This is a genomic window from Thermus kawarayensis JCM 12314 (assembly GCF_055393575.1).
On sequence record NZ_AP043756.1, the window covers coordinates 75,114 to 87,180 of the forward strand.

The 12,067-nt window shown below is 68.8% G+C and carries 20 protein-coding genes; 14 read left to right on the forward strand and 6 right to left on the reverse strand.

Annotated elements, in window-relative coordinates:
• Positions 1–43: 43 nt before the first annotated feature.
• The 6 genes from ACZ5RK_RS00635 to ACZ5RK_RS00660 are packed head-to-tail and all read left to right on the forward strand — an operon-like array spanning position 44 to position 2,404.
• A complete protein-coding gene (locus tag ACZ5RK_RS00635) occupies positions 44–361 on the forward strand; it encodes a YbaB/EbfC family nucleoid-associated protein (protein WP_054647662.1) in 318 nt (105 codons plus the stop codon).
• Complete coding sequence (recR, locus tag ACZ5RK_RS00640) at positions 362–946, forward strand: recombination mediator RecR (RefSeq protein ID WP_464909297.1); 585 nt, start codon at positions 362–364, stop codon at positions 944–946.
• A gap of 42 nt (positions 947–988) precedes the next feature.
• Complete coding sequence (locus tag ACZ5RK_RS00645; protein ID WP_464909298.1) at positions 989–1,417, forward strand: hypothetical protein; 429 nt, start codon at positions 989–991, stop codon at positions 1,415–1,417.
• Positions 1,405–1,734, forward strand: a complete 330-nt coding sequence (locus ACZ5RK_RS00650) for a roadblock/LC7 domain-containing protein (RefSeq protein ID WP_464909299.1) — start codon at positions 1,405–1,407, stop codon at positions 1,732–1,734. Before ACZ5RK_RS00645 ends, ACZ5RK_RS00650 begins: the two co-directional genes overlap by 13 nt.
• Before the next feature lie 11 nt (positions 1,735–1,745).
• On the forward strand, positions 1,746–2,141 hold the full coding sequence (locus ACZ5RK_RS00655) for a roadblock/LC7 domain-containing protein (protein WP_464910093.1): 396 nt from the start codon (positions 1,746–1,748) through the stop codon (positions 2,139–2,141).
• Positions 2,138–2,404 (forward strand): DUF3467 domain-containing protein, encoded by a 267-nt coding sequence (locus ACZ5RK_RS00660; protein ID WP_464909300.1) that lies wholly within the window; start codon positions 2,138–2,140, stop codon positions 2,402–2,404. The genes ACZ5RK_RS00655 and ACZ5RK_RS00660 overlap by 4 nt, the downstream gene beginning before the upstream one ends.
• A 7-nt stretch (positions 2,405–2,411) precedes the next feature.
• On the opposite strand, the gene ACZ5RK_RS00665 is transcribed toward ACZ5RK_RS00660, so the two are convergent.
• Positions 2,412–4,217, reverse strand: a complete 1,806-nt coding sequence (locus ACZ5RK_RS00665; protein WP_464909301.1) for a S9 family peptidase — start codon at positions 4,215–4,217, stop codon at positions 2,412–2,414.
• Between the two features lie 68 nt (positions 4,218–4,285).
• Here ACZ5RK_RS00665 and ACZ5RK_RS00670 point away from each other — a divergent pair, with 68 nt between their 5' ends.
• Genes ACZ5RK_RS00670 through ACZ5RK_RS00685 form a run of 4 tightly spaced genes read left to right on the forward strand, consistent with a single transcriptional unit; the run spans position 4,286 to position 6,555 of the window.
• On the forward strand, positions 4,286–5,014 hold the full coding sequence (locus ACZ5RK_RS00670; RefSeq protein WP_054647643.1) for a Nif3-like dinuclear metal center hexameric protein: 729 nt from the start codon (positions 4,286–4,288) through the stop codon (positions 5,012–5,014).
• Positions 5,014–5,613: a dTMP kinase gene (tmk, locus tag ACZ5RK_RS00675; RefSeq protein ID WP_054647642.1), complete on the forward strand. Its 600-nt coding sequence runs from the start codon at positions 5,014–5,016 to the stop codon at positions 5,611–5,613. The genes ACZ5RK_RS00670 and tmk overlap by 1 nt, the downstream gene beginning before the upstream one ends.
• A gap of 7 nt (positions 5,614–5,620) precedes the next feature.
• Positions 5,621–6,076 (forward strand): DUF192 domain-containing protein, encoded by a 456-nt coding sequence (locus tag ACZ5RK_RS00680; protein ID WP_464909302.1) that lies wholly within the window; start codon positions 5,621–5,623, stop codon positions 6,074–6,076.
• Entirely contained in the window at positions 6,076–6,555 is a 480-nt protein-coding gene (locus ACZ5RK_RS00685) for a DUF192 domain-containing protein (protein ID WP_464909303.1), read from the forward strand. Before ACZ5RK_RS00680 ends, ACZ5RK_RS00685 begins: the two co-directional genes overlap by 1 nt.
• A 57-nt stretch (positions 6,556–6,612) precedes the next feature.
• On the opposite strand, the gene ACZ5RK_RS00690 is transcribed toward ACZ5RK_RS00685, so the two are convergent.
• On the reverse strand, positions 6,613–6,840 hold the full coding sequence (locus ACZ5RK_RS00690; protein WP_054647561.1) for an FmdB family zinc ribbon protein: 228 nt from the start codon (positions 6,838–6,840) through the stop codon (positions 6,613–6,615).
• 75 nt (positions 6,841–6,915) lie between these two features.
• Here ACZ5RK_RS00690 and ACZ5RK_RS00695 point away from each other — a divergent pair, with 75 nt between their 5' ends.
• A complete protein-coding gene (locus tag ACZ5RK_RS00695; protein ID WP_464909304.1) occupies positions 6,916–7,449 on the forward strand; it encodes a 5-formyltetrahydrofolate cyclo-ligase in 534 nt (177 codons plus the stop codon).
• A gap of 9 nt (positions 7,450–7,458) precedes the next feature.
• Positions 7,459–8,070 (forward strand): HAD family hydrolase, encoded by a 612-nt coding sequence (locus ACZ5RK_RS00700; protein WP_054647562.1) that lies wholly within the window; start codon positions 7,459–7,461, stop codon positions 8,068–8,070.
• On the opposite strand, the gene ACZ5RK_RS00705 is transcribed toward ACZ5RK_RS00700, so the two are convergent.
• Together ACZ5RK_RS00705 and ACZ5RK_RS00710 are read right to left on the reverse strand one after the other, a co-directional pair.
• Complete coding sequence (locus ACZ5RK_RS00705) at positions 8,042–8,569, reverse strand: adenine phosphoribosyltransferase (protein ID WP_464909305.1); 528 nt, start codon at positions 8,567–8,569, stop codon at positions 8,042–8,044. The two genes, ACZ5RK_RS00700 and ACZ5RK_RS00705, sit on opposite strands and share 29 nt — an antisense overlap.
• 9 nt (positions 8,570–8,578) lie before the next feature.
• On the reverse strand, positions 8,579–9,115 hold the full coding sequence (locus tag ACZ5RK_RS00710) for a phosphoribosyltransferase family protein (protein WP_464909306.1): 537 nt from the start codon (positions 9,113–9,115) through the stop codon (positions 8,579–8,581).
• Between the two features lie 22 nt (positions 9,116–9,137).
• On the opposite strand from ACZ5RK_RS00710, the gene ACZ5RK_RS00715 reads away from it, so the two are divergent.
• A complete protein-coding gene (locus tag ACZ5RK_RS00715; protein WP_054647564.1) occupies positions 9,138–9,566 on the forward strand; it encodes a bifunctional nuclease family protein in 429 nt (142 codons plus the stop codon).
• Positions 9,567–9,569: 3 nt separating this feature from the next.
• Entirely contained in the window at positions 9,570–10,331 is a 762-nt protein-coding gene (locus tag ACZ5RK_RS00720; protein WP_464909307.1) for a metallophosphoesterase, read from the forward strand.
• Here ACZ5RK_RS00720 and ACZ5RK_RS00725 read toward each other — a convergent pair.
• Positions 10,312–10,635: a histidine triad nucleotide-binding protein gene (locus tag ACZ5RK_RS00725; RefSeq protein WP_054647339.1), complete on the reverse strand. Its 324-nt coding sequence runs from the start codon at positions 10,633–10,635 to the stop codon at positions 10,312–10,314. The two genes, ACZ5RK_RS00720 and ACZ5RK_RS00725, sit on opposite strands and share 20 nt — an antisense overlap.
• A gap of 10 nt (positions 10,636–10,645) precedes the next feature.
• Positions 10,646–11,956 (reverse strand): MiaB/RimO family radical SAM methylthiotransferase, encoded by a 1,311-nt coding sequence (locus ACZ5RK_RS00730; RefSeq protein ID WP_464909308.1) that lies wholly within the window; start codon positions 11,954–11,956, stop codon positions 10,646–10,648.
• Between the last annotated feature and the right edge of the window lie 111 nt (positions 11,957–12,067).

The window sequence follows — 12,067 nt, forward strand, 5'->3', positions numbered from 1 at the left end:
GGCCCGCCCCGGGCCCTGCGGGTAGGATGGTAGGGGAGGGAGCATGAACCTGCAAAGGCTCTTGAAGGAAGCCCAGAAGGCCCAAAAGAAGGCCGCCGAGGTCCAAGAGAGGCTGGAGAGGATGACCGTGGTGGGCTCGGCCCAGGGCCTGGTGGAGGTGGAGGCCAACGGCCACGGCAAGATCCTGGCCTTGAGGCTCAAGCCCGAGGCCCTTAAGGCCTTCCAGGAGGACCTCGAGGGCCTGGAGGACCTCCTCTTGGTGGCCATCCAGGACGCCCAGAGGAAGGCCCACGAGCTCTCGGAAAAGGAGATGGCCCGGGAGCTTGGGGGCGTGGGAGATATGCTGGGAAAGCTCTTCTAGATGAGGTACCCGGAAAGCCTCCTCAAGCTCACCCGGGCCCTTTCCCGCCTGCCCGGCGTCGGTCCCAAGACCGCCCAGAAGCTGGCCCTCTTCCTAGCCTTCCACCGGGAGGAGGCCGAGGAGCTCGAGGCGGCTCTGGCGGGCCTGGAGGGCCTGGGGGTGTGCCGCCTCTGCGGCAACCTGGCGGAAGGACCCCTGTGCCCCATCTGCCAGGACGAAACCCGGGACCCCACCCTCCTCGCCGTGGTGGAGACGGTGGCCGACCTCTACGCCCTGGAGCGAAGCGGGGAGTTTAAGGGACGGTACCACGTCCTGGGCGGGGCCTTGAACCCCCTGGAGGGAGTCGGGCCCAAGGAGCTGAACCTGGAAAGCCTTTGGCCAAGGCTTTCCGAGGCCCAGGAGGTGATCCTCGCCACCTCCATGACCGTGGAGGGGGAGGCCACCGCCCTTTACCTGGCGGAGGAGCTCAAAAAGCGGGGGGTGAAGGCCACCCGCCTGGCCTATGGGCTGCCCGTGGGGGGGAGCCTGGAGTATGTGGATGAGGTCACCCTAGGCCGGGCCCTGGAAGGGAGAAAGCCCCTCTGAGGCCACCCCTTGTAGCCCCCGGCGAGAGCGCCTTTTGCGAAGATGAAGCACCCCGAAACCCTTACCGAAGCCCTCCTCCATGAACTCCTGGACCGGGTGGACGGGGCCTTCGCCGCCGCCTTGGGCACCCTGGAGGGCCTCTTGGTAGAAGGGGTGGGGCGGAAGCGGGTGGACCTGGAGGCGGCCGTGGCGGAGCACGCCGCCCTCCTGCGCCAGGCCCGGGCCGCCTACGCGGGAAGCCTGGGCACCCCCAGGGTGGAGGAGCTTCTGGTGGGGGGGCATCCCGTGGTAGGCTATGCCCGAATGGTGCGCCCTTCAGGCTCCCCCTCCCGGACGGTTTCCTCCCCGCGGGGCCCCACGGACCTCTTCCTTCTCCTCCTTCTAAGCGCCGAGGGCAACCTCGGCCAGGCGCGCTTCCAGGCGGCCAAGGCCGCGGACAAGCTGGCGGAGGTGGCGGGATGGCTTACCTAGAAAGCCTGGCGCCCCTGGGGGTGCGGCGGGCGGTCCTCACGGGGCTGGACGGCCTGGTGATCGAGGCCTTGGGCCGGGGATCGCCCCCCGCCGAGGTCCTGGCGGCGGAGCTCGCCTCCCTGGCGCGCCACATGGCCCCCCTGGCCGAGGCCCTCTCCGGGGAGGTGCGGCGGTTCACCCTGGCCACGGACCAGCAGGAAATTCTGGCCCTGAAGGTGGGGGAGTACATCCTGGGAGCGGTGATTGAGCGGGGCATGGACCGCAAGGCCATCGGCCAGGAGCTTTCCCGCATCGCCCTTAAGGTGCAAGGCCTCTAGGAGGAAAGATGGTGGAGGAAGCCCTCAAGGAACTCAAGGCCACCCGGGGAGTGCGGGTGGCGGCCCTGCTCAGCGAGGACGGCTTCGTGGTGGAGGAGGTTCGCGAGGAGGGGGCCCCCGATCCCGGCCTCCTCTCCGCCCGGGCCGCCACCGTCTTGGGCGCGGCCCAGGCCCTGGCCCAGACCCTGGGCCAGGAAGGCCCGGGTCACGGGCCTGGCCCGTATCTTGGTCACGGGCCTGGCCCGTATCTTGAAGAGGTCATGGTAGAGTACCCGGAAGGGGCGCTTCTTTTGGCGCCCCTCCCTGGGCACCACCTTCTCCTTTTCCTGGACGGGGTGAAAAGCCTAGGCCGGGCGCGGCTCACCCTAAAAAGGGTGCTGCCCAGGCTAGAGGAGGCCCTTAGATGAACGAGATCAAACTAGACATCCAGATAGACAAGGACACCGCCCTAGGCCGTTACACCAACCTGGCCCTCATCGCCCACACCAAGAACGAGTTCATCCTGGACTTCGCCCTGCTCCAGCCCCAAGGCGGGGCCATGGTGGTGAGCCGCGTCATCACCAGCCCCCAGCACGCCAAGGCCCTTCTCCGCAGCCTGGCCGAGAACGTGGCCCGCTACGAGGAGACCTTCGGCCCCATCCCCGAGCCCGTGGCGGAGAACCAGGCCTAAGTACCCCCTAGAGGTTCTCCCTCCACCAGTCCAGATAGGCCCTAAGCCGGGCCAGGCGGCGGTCAGGGCGGCCCGAGCGGGAAAGCTCGTGCCCTTCCTCGGGAACCCGCAGGAAGCGGGCCTTCACCCCCAGGTGGCGCAGGGCCGTGTACCAGGTCTCCCCCTGGTCTATGGGGCAGCGGTGGTCGGCCTCCGAGTGGACCACGAGGGTGGGCGTCCGCACCTGGTGGACAAGGCGCAAGGGGCTCTTCTCCCAGAGGACCTCGGGCCTCTCCCAGGGCTTGGCCCCAAGCTCCAGGTAGGTGAACCGGGGGCCGATGTCGCTGGCCCCGAAGAAGCTGAACCAGTTGCAGATGCTCCGGTCGGTGACCGCCGCCCGGAAGCGCCCGGGGTGGCGGGCGGTGAGCCAGTTCACCATGTACCCCCCGTAGCTCCCCCCCGCCACCCCCACCCGGCCGGGGTCCAGGGGGAAGTGGGCCAGCACGTGGTCCAGGAAGCCCAGGAGGTCCCGCTCGTCCCGCTCCCCCCACTCCCCTTCCAGGAGGGCGAAGTCCTGGCCGTAGCCCGTGGAGCCCCGGGGGTTGCAGAAGGCCACGGCGTAGCCCGCCTGGCGGAAGAGCTGGAGTTCCAGCATGGGCGCGGCCCCGAAGGCGGTGTGGGGCCCTCCGTGGATGTAGAGGATCACCGGGTGGGGGCCCTCCCCCTCCGGGAGGAGGACCCAGCCCGGCACCTCGTGCCCCTCGGGGCTTTTCCAGACGGTGGGGGTGGGTTCGGCCAGGGCGAGGAGGCCCTCGTTGGGGTCGTAGGGGCCCAGGGGCCCCTCGAGGCGGGCCGCATGGGTAAAGCTCTCGGTGAGGAGGAAGACCCCCTTCCCGGTGAGGGCGAAGGAGAGGACGCTTCCCGAAGCTGTCAAGGCCTCCCTTTCCCCGTCCAGGCCCACCCGGTAGAGCCGGGCCACCCCGGCCTCGGTGCGGAGGAGGTAGACGCCATCCCCGCCCCACCTGGGCCCTTGGGTGTGGGCACCGTAGCGCAGGTCGGCGTTGATGGAGTTCTGCAGGCTTCCCTCCAGAAGCACCCGGGCCTTTCCCTCCTTAAGGTGGTAAAGCCTGGCCTCCGTCCCCCCGCCCCGCTCAAAGGCGTGCCCCAGGAAGAAGAGGCCCTCGGGGCTCCACTCCAGGGCGTAAATGGGCCCCACGCCGCCGTAGACCTTCTCCAGGCGCCCCTCCCGGAGGAGGTAGAGGGCATCCCGCCCCTCCATCTGGGCCTCGAGGTCCTCGGGCATGACCAGGTAAAGGCCTTCGGGGGCGTAGACCATCTCCTTGGGGGCGGGGTAGCGGTCCAGGAGGAGGCGCCTTTCCCCCTCCTTCAGGAGGTACAGGGCCACCTTCCCCTCGGGCAGAAGGCCCCTCCCGTCAAACTTGAAGGGCCAGCCTTCAAAAAGGCGGGGAACCCCGGGCCTGGGGGCCTCCTTCAGGGCCAGAAAGGCCACCTCGCCTCCCGGCCCCAGGACGTAGTCCAGAACCCCTGGGGTCTCGGTGAGCCGCTCCGCCTCTCCCCCCCGGAGGTCCAGGCGGAAGAGCTCTTCCCCTTCCCCCACCTTGCGCAGGAAGTAGACGTAAGGGTGGGCGTAGCGGGGCCTTTTGGCCTCCTCCTGGGTGAGGAGGCGCAAGTTCCCGTCAAAGAGGGCCAGGCGGGAGCGGTAGCGGGGCGGGTCCCCCTCTAGAACGTCGGTGAGGAGGAAAAGGGGCAAGCCCTCGGGGCCGGGCACCAGATCGGACAGGAAGCGGAGCTTCCACAAGACCTCGGGTTCCATGCCCCCATAATACTGACCGGTCATTCGCCCCTCGGGGCCTCCGGGGGGGCATCCGGTAAGCTTTCCCTATGGACCGGGACGAGCTGGTGCGGTACCTGGACGCCTACCTGAGGATCCAGGCCTTCCCCCAAGACCCCGCCCAGAACGGCCTCCAGGTGGAGGGGAAAAAGACGGTGCGCAAGGTGGGGGCGGCGGTGGACGCCGGGGAGGCCATCTTCCAAAAGGCCCTGGAGGAGGGGGTGGACTTCCTCCTGGTGCACCACGGCCTCTTCTGGGGCAAGCCCTTTCCCATCGTGGGGCACCACAAGCGCCGCCTGGAGCTCCTGCTTCAGGGGGGGATCAGCCTCTACGCCGCCCACCTGCCCCTGGACGCCCACGAGGAGGTGGGCAACAACTTCGTCCTGGCCCGGGACCTGGGGCTGGTGGACCTCGAGCCCTGGGACGTGGGGGTGCGGGGGCGCTTCCCCATCCCCACCCCCCTCCTCCAGGTGGCGGACCGCCTGGGGCAGCTCACGGGGATGCAGCCCCTGGTGCACCAGGGGGGGGCCGACCGGGTGGAGACGGCGATCCTGGTCTCGGGCTCGGGGGCGGGCCTCCTCCCCAGAGTGGACGCCGACCTCTTCATCACCGGGGAGCCCAAGCACGCCGTCTTCCACGAGACCTTTGAGCGGGGGCTCAACGTGATCTACGCCGGGCATTACGATACGGAGACCTTCGGGGTCAAGGCCCTCGCCGCCCACCTGGAGGCCAGGTTCGGCCTCCCCTGGGTCTTCCTGGACCACCCCACGGGGCTTTGATGAAAGGGGTCTTCCTTACCCTCGAGGGCCTAGACGGAAGCGGCAAGTCCACGCAAGGAAAGCTCCTCGCCCGCTTCCTGGAGGAGAGGGGTCTCAAGGTGCGCCTCACCCGGGAGCCGGGAGGCGGGATAGAGGGGGTGCGTCTCCTCCTGCGAGGGGACCTTTCCCCCGAGGCCGAGTACCTCCTCTTCAGCGCCGACCGGGCGGAGCACGTGCGCAAGGTCCTCCTCCCCGCCCTGGAGGAGGGGGCCTTCGTGGTTTCGGACCGCTACCTGGACTCCAGCCTGGCCTACCAGGGCTTTGGCCGGGGGCTTCCCCTCCCCTGGCTCATGGAGGTGGCCGAGAGGGCCACCCTGGGCCTCAGGCCCCACCTCACCTTCCTCCTGGACCTCCCCCCGGAGGAGGCCCTTAAGCGCATAAGGGGAAAGGCGAAGGACCGCTTTGAAGAGGAGGGGCTGGCCTTCTTCCGGCGGGTGCGGGAAGGGTACCTGTACCTGGCCCAGCTGGAGCCCCATCGCTTCGCGGTGCTGGACGCCACGCGGAGCGTGGAGGAGGTGCAGGGGGAAATCCGGGCCCGCCTGAAGCCCCTCCTGCCATAATGGGCCTATGCGCCTCCTGGCCCTCCTTGCCCTTCTGGGCCTTCTCGCCCTGGCCCAGGGGCTTACCTTTCCCAAGAGCACCCTTTACGTGGAGCAAAGTGGCAAGCGCCACCTCCTCAAGGTGGAGGTGGCCGACACCCCCGAGCGCCAGGCCCAGGGCCTCATGTTCCGCCAGAGCCTGGCCGAGGACGAGGGCATGGTCTTCCTCTTTCCCAGCCCCACCGCCTCCGGGTTCTGGATGAAAAACACCCTCATCCCCCTCTCCATCGCCTTCTTCAACCGGGAAGGGATGGTCCTGCGGATCCTGGACATGGCCCCCTGCAAGGCCGACCCCTGCCCCGTCTACTACCCGGGGGTGGTCTACCAGGGGGCCCTGGAGGTGAACCAGGGCTGGTTCCGGAGGCGGGGCCTCGGCGAGGGCGCCCGGGTAGGCGGGGAGGCCTTGAGGCTTTGGCCCAAATAGTGGAGCGGAACCCCCTCTTTCCCCTGGCCGCCTTCCTCCTCCTCGTTCTTCTCTCCGTCTTTTCCCTTCTGGGCTACCTCCTGGCCTTCCGCAGGCTCCCACCCATCCCCCCCACCACCCCCATCCGGGTGGAGACCCGGGAGGGCACCAAGACCCTGGAGGGCCGCCTGGCCCGCACCCCCGAGGCCTGGGCCCGGGGGCTTGGCCTACGGCAGGAACCCGTGGGCGCCCTCCTCTACCTTTTCCCGGAAGCCACCGACGCCCCCTTCAACACCCAGGGGTACCGCTTCGGGGTGGTGGTGGCCTTTCTGGACGGGGAAGGCCGGGTGTTGCAGGTGGTCCACCTGAGGCCGGGGGAAACGTACACCCCCGGCACCGCCTACCGGGGAGTGCTGGAGGTGCGGGAAGGGCTCCTCTCCCTGCGCCCCGGGGACCGGGTAACCCCCAAGGGGCTGGCCCCTCCTGGGAGAGGCCCCTGAGCCCCCGACCGCAAAACGGCGGCCTCCTGCCTCCGTGCCGCCGCTCGGCAGCGGGGCCTACTCCTTGGCCTCCGACCCCTCGGACTTGCCCCCGTCCTCGGAACCCTTCTTGGCGTAGTCCTTCACGTGCCAGCCTGACCCCTTGAAGACGATGGCGGGCGGGGTGATGACCCGCTTCAAAGGCTCCCCGGTCTCCGGGTGCGCCTTCAAGGGTTCGTCGTGGAATCCCTGCTCAAACTCGTAGTAGTTGCCCGTCTCCAAGCCCTTGTAGACGTAGACCGGCATAGGCTACCCTCCTGGGCCCCATTTTGACACTCCCTTCCCTTGAGTGTCAAGGAAGGGGCGTAGTACCCTCCCTCCGTGGACAAGCCCGCCTTGCGCCGCCTCGCCCTGAAGGTCTGGCGTACCCTGGACCGGGAAGCCCTCTCCCGCCAGGTCCTGGAGGCCCTCCTCCCCTGGCTGGCCAGGGAGGGCTTCCGGGACATCCTCCTTTACCACCCCCTGCCCCACGAGCTGGACCTCACCCCCCTGGTGGAGGCCTACCCCGCCCGCTACTACCTCCCCAAAGTGGCCGGGGAAGGCCTGAGCGTCCACCCCTGGGGTCCCTTGGCGCCGGGACCCTTCGGCCTCGAGGAGCCCACCACCGAGGCCGTGGACCCCGGGGTCTTGGAGCTGGTGGTGGTGCCGGGCCTGGCCTTTGACCGGGAGGGCTTCCGCCTGGGCCACGGCAAGGGGTACTACGACCGGTTTCTGGCCGGGGTGCGGGTCCCCTCCCTGGGGGTGGTGCCCAAGGCCCTTCTCCTGCCCTGCCTTCCCCGGGACCCCTGGGATATCCCCGTGGCCTTCCTGGCCACGGAAGAGGGGGTACGGCGCCCGGGAGCCCCGGGGTGCTAAACTCACCCCATGCGGGGTGCCCTCCTGGACCGGGATGGGGTTCTGCTCCTTTTAGACGAGGAGGCCCTTTACAAGAAGGCCTTGGAGCTTTCCGCCCACGGGGCCGGGCTGGAGAAGAGCCTGGCCGTCCTGAGCAGGGTGATGGGCAGGCTCTTGCGGGCGGTGCGCCACCTGGAGGTGCGCACCCTGGAGGAAGAGGAGGATCTCTGGCAGGACCTGGTCCGGGAAGCGTCCCGGGAGCTGCGGGTGCCCGAGGCACACCTTCTGCCTTGGCGCTACTACCGCTTCATGAAAAAGACCCCCCAAGGGGAGGCCCTCCTCCAGGGGCTCAAGGCCCAGGGGCTTCGGATAGGGGTGCTCTCCAACACCCTGCCGAGCCTGGAGGCAAGCCTGGCCTACCACGGACTGGCCTCCTACGTGGACGGGTTCTTCGCCTCCTGCGCCCTGGGGGTGGCCAAGCCCGACCCCCGGGCCTTCCTCATGGCCCTGGAAGGCCTGGGGCTTTCGCCCCAGGAAACCCTTTACCTAGACGATGACCCCGAGAACGTGGACGCCGCCCGGAGGCTGGGCCTCCGGGCGGAGGTTTACCGGGCTACAGCACGGGAAGCTCGGCCACGGTAGCCACCTCCAGGGAGGGGTTTCCCTGCCTAAAGGCGGCGATCCGTCCCACCACGTGCCCCCCTGCCCGGACCACCACCTTCTCCATGGCCCTCATGGTCTCCCCGCTGGAAACCACATCGGAAACCAGGGTCACCTTCTGGTTGAGAAGCTTCTCGGCGAAGCGGCGGTCCAGCCAGAGCACCTCCCCCACCCCCAGGGTCAGGGTCTGGACCTCCTGGATGATGGGGTCTTCCATGTAGGGACGGCGGCGCCTGCGGGCCACCACGTAGGAGAGGCCCAGGGTCTCCGCCAGCACGTGGGTGAGGGGGATAGGGCTCGTCTCGGTGGTGAAAAGGATCTCGGTATCCGAAGGGACCAGGGGCCTCAAGGCCAAGGCGGCGGCCCGGACCAGCTCAGGGTCCCCCAGAAACTCCACCAAGGGAATGCGCCTTCCCGGCAGGGGCTCGATCAAGGGCACGTGCCGGGTGATGCCGCCGATGGCGATGGGGTAGGTTTCCATAGCCTCCTCCTATTCCGGCTTGAAAAGGGGCAGGTGGCCCAAGGCCACCACGTCCCGGCGAGGGGTACCCTCGGTGAAGACGGCGAGCACCGCCACCACCTCTCCTCCCACGCTCTCAATGAGCTCCCTGAGGCCCGCCAGGGTGGAGCCCGTGGAGACCACGTCGTCCACGATGGCCACCTTCTTGCCCCGGATGAGGGGAACATCCGCCCCGTCCAGCACCAAAAGCTGGGGCTTCCCCGTGGTGATGGAGAGCACCTGGCGGCTTATGGGGTTGATCATGTAGGGCTTCTCCGTTTTGCGGGCCACCACGTAGGGCTTGCCCGTGATGCGGGAGAGGGCGTGGGCCAGGGGAACGGCCTTGACCTCCGGGGTGACCAGGGTTTCCACTTCCGGGGGTAAGCGTTTGGCCAGCTCCTCCGCCGCCGCCTCGGTGAGCTCGGTGTCGCCCAAGAGGTTCAAAAGGGCCACGGCCACATCCGGCCCCACCTGGACGATGGGAAGGTCCCGCTTGACCCCGGCGATCTCCACAGGGTAGGTCCTCACGGGCCCAGTCTATACTGAAGGCATGCTGAGCGCCAAGATTGAAACCCTGGGCGTGGACCCCCAGAACGGGAGCGTGGTGGTCCTGCTCAGGACGGAGAACGACAAGCTTTTGCCCATCGTCATCGGCCCCCTCGAGGCCCACCACATCGTGGTGGCCCTGCAGGGGGAGAAGCCTCCCCGCCCCCTCACCCCCGACCTCCTTCTCTCGGTCATGGAGATGCTCCAGGCCAAGCTGAAGCGGGTGGAGATCATAGACCTAAGAGACGGCACCTTCTACGCCCGTCTCCTCCTGGAGCACCGGGGGATTGAGCTGGAGGTGGACGCCCGCCCCTCCGACGCCATGGCCCTGGCCCTCAGGGCCGGAGCGCCCATTCTGGTGGCGGAGGAGGTGGTGGAAAAAGCCGGGGTGGAGGAAGCGAGCCTCAAGCCCCACGGGGCCGCGGAAGCTTAGGCCTTGCGCCTTCTCGCCCTCCTCCTTCTCCTCTCCCTGGCCCAGGCCCAGCGCCTGGCGGTCCTGGGGGACTGGGGAGCGGACACGGCGGGGCGGGCCCGGGTGGCGGCCCTCCTCCAAAGGGAGCATGCCAGGGAGCCCCTCGCCGCCCTCCTCACGGTGGGGGACAACTTCTACCCCAAGGGCGCCGTGGTGGAGGCCTTCCTGAGGGAGCTACCCCCCGTGCCCCTCTACCCCGCCTTCGGCAACCATGACGCTCCCCACCTGGCGGAACAGCTTCGCCGCTTCCGCCTGGAAAAGCCCTACTACCGCCTGCGCCTTGGGAACCTCGAGGCCTTCTTCCTCTACACCGAGGAGGGCCTTCTCGCTCAGAGGGCCTGGCTGGCCCAGGCGCTCCAGGCCTCCACCGCCCCCTGGAAGGTCCTGGTGCTCCACCGCCCCCTTTACTCCTCGGGGCTCCACGGGGGAAGCCCGGCCCTAAGGAGCCTCCTTAAGCCCCTCCTCCGCCAGCACGGGGTGGCCCTGGTCCTGGCGGGGCACGACCACCACTACGAGCGCCTGGAGGTGGGCTCCACCACCCACCTGGTGGTGGGGGGAGGGGGAGCGGGGCTCTACCCCACCCGGCCCCCCCTCCCCTGGAGCCGGACTCTGGCCGTGGCCCACCACGCCCTCTTCCTGGAAGTCCGCCCGGAAGGCCTTCTGGGCTACGCCCTGGACCCCGAGGGGAGGGCTCTGGACCGCTTCCTCAGGCCCAGCCCCCCATGACGTGCACGTGCACGTGGAAGACCTCCTGGCCCCCCTTCGCCCCCACGTTCACCTGCACCCGGTAGCCCTCGAGGCCCAGCCCCCGCGCCACCCGGTTGGCGGTGCGGAAGAGGGCCCCCAGTTTCCGCTCCCCCTCTTCGCTGTCGGGGTAGTCGGAAAGCCTCTCCACGTGCTCCTTGGGCACCACCAGGACGTGCACGGGGGCCTTGGGCCTTATGTCGTGGAAGGCCACGAAGCCCTCGTCCTCGTAGACCTTCCTGGCGGGAAGCTCCCCGGCGATGATGCGGCAGAACACGCACCCCATGGAAGGCATCCTACCGCACGGGAAGCTCCAGGGGCCCCTTTACCTCCTCCTTCACCCCTTCCACCCGGCCCAGAAGGACGTACCCATCCACCCCCAAAACCCGGGCCCAGACCGTCTCCCCGGGGCGGGCCTCCCCGGAAAGCCGGGCCTCGTAGTAGTCCGGGGTGTGGCCCAGGGCCTCGCCCCCCTGCACCCGCTCCACCAGGACCTCCGCCCGGCTTCCCAGCTTGGGCTTAAGACGCTCCTCCGCCAGCCGCTGGGCCAGGGCGATGAGCTCCTTGGTGCGGCGCTTCCTCACCTCCGGGGGCACCTGGGGCAGGGAGGCCGCCCGGGTCTTGGGCCTCGGGGTGTAGGTGAAGGCGTGGACCCGGGTGGGCCTGAGCTCCTCCAGGAAGGCCAAGGTCTCCTGGTGCTCCTCCTCGGTCTCCGTGGGGAGGCCGGCGATGACGTCCGTGGTGAGGGCGAAGCCGGGGATGAGCTCGTAGGCCCTCTGCACCAGGCCCCGGTAATAGGCCTTGTCGTAGCGGCGGCCCATGAGCCTAAGAAGCCGGTCCGAGCCCGTCTGCAGGGAGAGGTGCAGGTGGGGCCGGACCCCGGGAGCGTAGCGGGCCATCACCTTAAGGAGGTCCTCCCCGGTGTCCTCGGGCTCTATGGAGGAAAGCCGCACCTTGGCCCCCAGGTGGTAGAGGTCCTCCACGAGCCCCGCAAGGCCCTTGGGGTGGCCCTGGTAGCTTCCCAGGCGCACCCCGGTGAGGACGATCTCCTGGATTCCCATGCGGAGGAGAGCCTCGGCCTCCGCCAGGGCCTCCCGGTGGTCCCGGTGGCGCTCCTTGCCCCTTAGCCTGGGGATGATGCAGTAGGCGCACCCCGCCTGGCAACCGTCTTGCACCTTCAGAAAGGCCCGCACCCGGCTATTCAAAAGCCCCCTTTCCCCCGCTCCCCAGAACTCGTTGGGGGGGGTGGTGATGGGGTCGGAAGGCAGGCCGAAGCGCTCCAGGATCACCTTGGGAAGCTCAGCCTTGCGGGCGTTGGGCACCACGGCGTCCGCCCCAAGCTCCTTAAGGGCCTCCGGGGCGAGCTCGGCGTAGCACCCCGTGACCACGATGAAGGCGTGGGGGTTATACCGCCTGGCCCGGCGCACCTCCTTGCGGGTGTCCGCCTCGGCGGTGGTGGTGACGGCGCAGGAGTTGATGACCACCAGGTCCGCCCCCCCGGCCTCCACGGGCACCACCTCGGGCTCGAGGGCCTTTAGGAAGCCCAAAAGGGCCTCGGTCTCCACCTGGTTCACCTTGCACCCCAGGGTGCGGAAGGCCGCGCGCATCCTTCCCATTCTGGTAAGCTTGAGAGGCCCCGTCAACCGTTCAGGCCAGAGTGTGGCCCCCCCCACTTGCCATGAAAACCCAAGGAGTTGTAGCCTCTTGCCATCTAGCCC

What these genes read in the sequence shown, in the direction of transcription:
- ACZ5RK_RS00680 (WP_464909302.1), top strand. Translation starts at nt 5,621, where the DNA reads ATGCGCCTCCTGGCCCTCCTTGCCCTTCTGGGCCTTCTCGCCCTGGCC.
- ACZ5RK_RS00635 (WP_054647662.1), top strand. Translation starts at nt 44, where the DNA reads ATGAACCTGCAAAGGCTCTTGAAGGAAGCCCAGAAGGCCCAAAAGAAG.
- ACZ5RK_RS00650 (WP_464909299.1), top strand. Translation starts at nt 1,405, where the DNA reads ATGGCTTACCTAGAAAGCCTGGCGCCCCTGGGGGTGCGGCGGGCGGTC.
- ACZ5RK_RS00725 (WP_054647339.1), bottom strand. Translation starts at nt 10,635, where the DNA reads ATGGGGTGCGTGTTCTGCCGCATCATCGCCGGGGAGCTTCCCGCCAGG.
- ACZ5RK_RS00660 (WP_464909300.1), top strand. Translation starts at nt 2,138, where the DNA reads ATGAACGAGATCAAACTAGACATCCAGATAGACAAGGACACCGCCCTA.
- ACZ5RK_RS00705 (WP_464909305.1), bottom strand. Translation starts at nt 8,569, where the DNA reads ATGGAAACCTACCCCATCGCCATCGGCGGCATCACCCGGCACGTGCCC.
- ACZ5RK_RS00730 (WP_464909308.1), bottom strand. Translation starts at nt 11,956, where the DNA reads ATGCGCGCGGCCTTCCGCACCCTGGGGTGCAAGGTGAACCAGGTGGAG.
- ACZ5RK_RS00645 (WP_464909298.1), top strand. Translation starts at nt 989, where the DNA reads ATGAAGCACCCCGAAACCCTTACCGAAGCCCTCCTCCATGAACTCCTG.
- ACZ5RK_RS00700 (WP_054647562.1), top strand. Translation starts at nt 7,459, where the DNA reads ATGCGGGGTGCCCTCCTGGACCGGGATGGGGTTCTGCTCCTTTTAGAC.
- ACZ5RK_RS00690 (WP_054647561.1), bottom strand. Translation starts at nt 6,840, where the DNA reads ATGCCGGTCTACGTCTACAAGGGCTTGGAGACGGGCAACTACTACGAG.
- ACZ5RK_RS00665 (WP_464909301.1), bottom strand. Translation starts at nt 4,217, where the DNA reads ATGGAACCCGAGGTCTTGTGGAAGCTCCGCTTCCTGTCCGATCTGGTG.
- ACZ5RK_RS00670 (WP_054647643.1), top strand. Translation starts at nt 4,286, where the DNA reads ATGGACCGGGACGAGCTGGTGCGGTACCTGGACGCCTACCTGAGGATC.
- tmk (WP_054647642.1), top strand. Translation starts at nt 5,014, where the DNA reads ATGAAAGGGGTCTTCCTTACCCTCGAGGGCCTAGACGGAAGCGGCAAG.
- recR (WP_464909297.1), top strand. Translation starts at nt 362, where the DNA reads ATGAGGTACCCGGAAAGCCTCCTCAAGCTCACCCGGGCCCTTTCCCGC.
- ACZ5RK_RS00715 (WP_054647564.1), top strand. Translation starts at nt 9,138, where the DNA reads ATGCTGAGCGCCAAGATTGAAACCCTGGGCGTGGACCCCCAGAACGGG.